Genomic DNA, 2,460 nt, shown 5'->3' with positions numbered 1-2,460 from the left:
CGTGTCCCCCGCGACCGGCGCCGCGCCCCGCGGCAGGAAGACCGCCCGCGCCGCGTCGTCGAGGCGCGTCGCGTTCTCCTGCAATCTGGCGCACAGCAGGCTGTCGGCCGGGAAGCCGTCGCGGGCGAGCGCGGCCGCCGGCGCGACGAGGCGCGCCCAGGGCAGCCGCCCGCAGCGGCGGTGGAAGGTCTCGAGCCCGCGCACCAGGCCCGGCGTCGCCACCGCCAGCGCGCCGTTGCGGCTCAGTCCGGCGTCCGCGATCCCGTCGCGCAGGAACATGTCGCGGTGCGCGGCGGCCGGCGCGGTCTCGCGCGCGTCCAGGGCGAGGTCGGTGCCGTCGGCGAGGTGGGCGACCAGGAAACCGCCGCCGCCCAGGCCCGAGGAGTAAGGCTCGACGACCGCCAGCGCGAAGGTCGACGCCACCGCGCTCACGGCCCGCCGTCCAGCACCGCGGCGCACGTCACGTCGCCGCCGCAGTGTCGGACCAGGAGCTCGCCGAAGTGCGCCACGCGGGCGCGCATCGTCTCCGGCGGCGTGGCGCGGGTGGACATGATCACCGCGAGCAGCCGGGAGGTTCCCGCGTGGACGCACGTGCGCAGGGAATCGCTGGTGGGGGAACCGAAGCCGCCCTCGTCGTCGCACAGCGCCAGGCGACCCGCGAGGTTGACCGGCCCCTTGCGGATGCCGGGGTACCCCTCGCCCTCGCGCCCGAGCCGCAGCGTCACGTCGCCGCGCACGAGGTCGAGATCGTAGAGCCCGATGGGCAGCAGGAACTCCAGGCTGGCCAGGTTGCACGCGTCCACGACGTTGTTGAGGCGGTAGAGGTCCTTGCCCTGCAGGACGCGCCGCAGCAGGGCCTCGCTGCTCGGGCGGTGGCGCGTAGGCTCCATGCCGAAGGCGCGGTAGAGGTCGCGGGCCTCGCGCAGGCCGGGGATGTCGCTCGGGATCTGGCCGGCGAAGCGGACCCGCAGGCCGGCGGCGAGCGCGGCGGTCTCGTCCCAGACTTCCGGCGCCTCGCGCACCGACACCCCGTCGACAGCGAGCGCGCCGGCCCGCAGCCCGCCCAGGACGCCGTCGTCCAGGCGGAGCGCGCGGCCGTCGGGCAGCGACACGGCGCGGTTCATGTCGAGGTGTGGCGTCCGCCGGCGCCGTAGAGGCGGTCGTAGTATTCGCGGTAGGCGCCGCTGCGCACCTTCTCCCACCAGGCCCGGTTCGCGAGGTACCAGTCGACCGTGTCGCGGATGCCGTCGCGGAAGCGGTGGCGGGGCGCCCAGCCCAACTCGTCGCGGATGCGGGTGGCGTCGATGGCGTAGCGCCGGTCATGGCCGGGCCGGTCCTTCACGAACGTGATCCGGGACTCGTCCAGGCCCAGCAGCTCCAGCAGCAGGCGGACGATCTGGATGTTCTGCATCTCGTTGTTGCCGCCGACGTTGTAGACCCCGCCGGGGCGGCCGCGGCGCAGGACGGCGTCGACGGCCTCGCAGTGGTCCCGCACGTAGAGCCAGTCGCGGACGTTGCGGCCGTCGCCGTAGACGGGCAGCGGGCGGTCCTCGAGCGCGTTGGCGATCATCAGGGGGATCAGCTTCTCGGGAAACTGGTAGGGGCCGTAGTTGTTGCTGCAACGCGTGATCAGCACCGGGAAGCCGTAGGTGTGGTGGTAGGCGCGGCACACCAGATCGGCGGCCGCCTTGCTCGCGGCGTACGGCGAGTTCGGCGCCAGCGGCGTCTCCTCGGTGAACAGCCCGGTCGGCCCCAGGGAGCCGTAGACCTCGTCGGTGGAGACCTGGAGGAAGCGCGCGACGCCGGCGCGGCGCGACGCCTCCAGCAGCGTCTGCGTGCCCAGGATGTTGCAGTCGAGGAACTCGCGCGGGTCGTCGATGGAGCGATCGACGTGGCTCTCGGCGGCGAAGTGCACCACCGCCTCGATCCGCTCCTCGGCCAGGAGGCGGTCGAGCAGGGCGCGGTCGCGCACGTCGCCGCGCACGAACCGGTACTCGGTCCGGTCCTCGCAGCCGGCCAGGTTCTCCAGGTTGCCGGCGTAGGTCAGCAGGTCGAGGTTCACGACCCGGTCGCCGCCGCGCTCCAGGAGCAGCCGCACGTAGTTGGCGCCGATGAAGCCGGCGCCGCCCGTCACCAGGAGGTTCATCGTCCGTCCTCGGTCGCGGCGCCGTCGCGGGCCGCGGTGATGGCGGCTCCGAAGGCCGCCGTGAAGGCCGCGGTCCGCGCCGCGTCGACGCGGGGGAAACCGTCGGGCCCGGGGACCTGCAGCGACGTGCCGACGATGCAGCCATCGCAGTGGGGGGCGTAGAGGGCGACGTTGCGCGCGGTCAGCCCGCTGCCGACCAGCAGCGGCGCGTCGGGCTCGGCCTCGCGCACGGCCCGCAGCTCCGCGGGGTCGGCCGGGGCGCCCGTCGCCGATCCCGAGACGATCAGGGCGTCGGCGCCGCCGCGGCGGCGCAG

At 74.6% G+C, this 2,460-nt stretch carries 4 protein-coding genes; all 4 read right to left on the bottom strand.

Annotation, left to right across the window (positions count from 1 at the left end):
- A partial coding sequence (locus Q7W29_10545) for a gamma-glutamyltransferase (protein ID MDO9172258.1) occupies positions 1–432 on the bottom strand: 432 nt, incomplete at its 3' end.
- Positions 429–1,124, bottom strand: a complete 696-nt coding sequence (locus Q7W29_10540; protein MDO9172257.1) for a phenylalanine--tRNA ligase beta subunit-related protein — start codon at positions 1,122–1,124, stop codon at positions 429–431. The genes Q7W29_10540 and Q7W29_10545, both read right to left, overlap by 4 nt.
- Positions 1,121–2,146: a dTDP-glucose 4,6-dehydratase gene (gene rfbB / locus Q7W29_10535; GenBank protein ID MDO9172256.1), complete on the bottom strand. Its 1,026-nt coding sequence runs from the start codon at positions 2,144–2,146 to the stop codon at positions 1,121–1,123. Before rfbB ends, Q7W29_10540 begins: the two co-directional genes overlap by 4 nt.
- Positions 2,143–2,460 (bottom strand): BtpA/SgcQ family protein (locus Q7W29_10530; GenBank protein ID MDO9172255.1); only part of this gene is annotated, 318 nt, incomplete at its 5' end. The genes rfbB and Q7W29_10530, both read right to left, overlap by 4 nt.

The organism is bacterium (assembly GCA_030654305.1).
Taxonomy (GTDB): domain Bacteria; phylum Krumholzibacteriota; class Krumholzibacteriia; order LZORAL124-64-63; family LZORAL124-64-63; genus PNOJ01.
This window is presented reverse-complemented; position numbering and strand designations above follow the sequence as displayed.

Bases quoted from the DNA above. Each gene is read 5' to 3' on its own strand.
- Q7W29_10540 (MDO9172257.1), bottom strand. From the start codon at position 1,124: ATGAACCGCGCCGTGTCGCTGCCCGACGGCCGCGCGCTCCGCCTGGAC.
- rfbB (MDO9172256.1), bottom strand. From the start codon at position 2,146: ATGAACCTCCTGGTGACGGGCGGCGCCGGCTTCATCGGCGCCAACTAC.